Annotated in this window: 2 protein-coding genes; both read right to left on the bottom strand. The window is 55.3% G+C overall.

Translation table 11 applies throughout. The annotated features are described in order from the left end of the window. Nucleotides 1–258: 258 nt before the first annotated feature. Nucleotides 259–837, bottom strand: a complete 579-nt coding sequence (locus EOA85_RS34770) for a hypothetical protein (protein ID WP_245486324.1) — start codon at nucleotides 835–837, stop codon at nucleotides 259–261. A 99-nt stretch (nucleotides 838–936) separates the two neighbouring features. After that, the gene (locus tag EOA85_RS34765) at nucleotides 937–1,521 is read right to left on the bottom strand and encodes a Spy/CpxP family protein refolding chaperone (protein ID WP_245486322.1); all 585 of its coding nucleotides are present in this window, start codon (nucleotides 1,519–1,521) and stop codon (nucleotides 937–939) included. Nucleotides 1,522–1,659: the final 138 nt, after the last annotated feature.

The raw sequence follows: 1,659 nt of genomic DNA, 5'->3' as shown, positions 1-1,659 counted from the left end.
GAGCCGGATCAATTTATCCGATGGCGCTAAATGCCTCAGAATTCGACCACAACAGTCTACGGATGATGGAAATACGCAATTTGGTCCGGCAAGAAGGGCGACAGCGCCATGCTGAGAGACATTTCAAAAGTCGACTTTGTTGCGCTTGAGTTCTAGGATCATTTTCCTATTTATGATGTGCCGCATGCTTTCCCTTGGCATGGGCGAGCGATGGATTCCTCCTCCCTGATCCATCGTGGTGTTGAGCCCGCTGCCTACTCACTCCGGCAGCGGGCTTCTTTTTGCCGACGCGGACAATCGAGCGAGCTTCGATTGAGCCTCAACGCGGCCCATGCAATCAATGAAATTGCTCGTTACAGCGTCCGGCGGGGCAGGGATGATCTTGTAGGTCCGTGCACCGGCGCCTGGTTCTGGTCGGGAAAAACTCAACTCATAATCGCCAGCGAGCACTGCGCTGATGAATGGCGTGGCGATTTGAGGGTCATCTGTCGTCGCCATCACCGTGCCGTCATCATAGATTTCATAGCCCAACTGTCCTAGGGAACTGAATGCCCCGGAATTGAAGGCAGCATCCGAAATCTGCACAATCTCGAATTTGTCGATCGTCATGATATCTGCCGCCGCCATGAGAAAGCCGGCCAAGACTTCGCTGTCGAACTTGTTGTAACCGGCAAGCATGATGAATTTGACGACTTCCCGCGACGGCGGGTTACTGACATCGAGAATGATCTCGCAGATCCTGGCCTCTTCGGTCTCTTCGGTCCAATTGCTGTAAACGACCTGTGTTGGAAGGATGGTTGCGCCGGTTGCCTGGCTTATCCCGAGCGTTACGAGCACGGATATTGAGCCAAGAAGCCGAACCCGAAACATGCTTTCAAGCCCTCCACAAATCGTCCCCGTCAGACTTCGCGCGCAGAATTTCCAAGCGAATGGACACTATCTCAACATCATTCCAGGACCGAAGCCGCTTTTGCGACCCATGCCCAGCCCCATCATCGGCAGAATAATCTCGTCGGCTGATTTCTTCTGTTCGTCGCTCAATATTGCGTACAATTTGTCGACTGCTGCCCGGACCGATTTCACCTGTCCGAGGCGCGCTTCGAGATGCGTTTGCTGGTAAGCGAGCCGCTCCGGCAAAGGCTTTTCCAGGAAGTCGCCTTCATGGAATTCCTTGACCATGCCACGCATCAACTCGTTGTGTGCCTCGGCTGTCGTGCGGACCACAACAGCAAGCTCGTTCCAGGATGGCGCCTGCTCGTCGGTGATCTTCAGTTCCGTCTTCAGGAAGGCAAGGCGTCCATTGATTCGATCGAGCATCTCGCCTGAATCATAGCCGCCCATTGGCCCGCTCATGCCCCATTGGCCCATCATCATTCGGCCCATGCCCCACCGGGGCCACCAACCAGAGTCAGCATCGTTTTCCTCAGCACTGGCTACGGCAGGCATTGCTGCAACTGCGAGCATCAGCCCCGCGGCGAAGGTCTTGCGCCAAATCGGAGTAAGCATCGGATTAACCTCCATCTCATCGGTTATTGCATTGGATCATTCTAGCGGCAGAACAGCGGTGGCGGCGTTGATCTACATCAACGACGCCAGCGGGGGGTGTTCGAGGCGGCATACCGATTGGTGCCGCATCTCGCCCTGGGTGTGAGTGCCAAA

The sequence above is a fragment of the Mesorhizobium sp. M5C.F.Ca.IN.020.29.1.1 genome (genome assembly GCF_003997375.1).
Taxonomy (GTDB): Bacteria; Pseudomonadota; Alphaproteobacteria; order Rhizobiales; family Rhizobiaceae; genus Mesorhizobium; species Mesorhizobium wenxiniae.
This window is presented reverse-complemented; position numbering and strand designations above follow the sequence as displayed.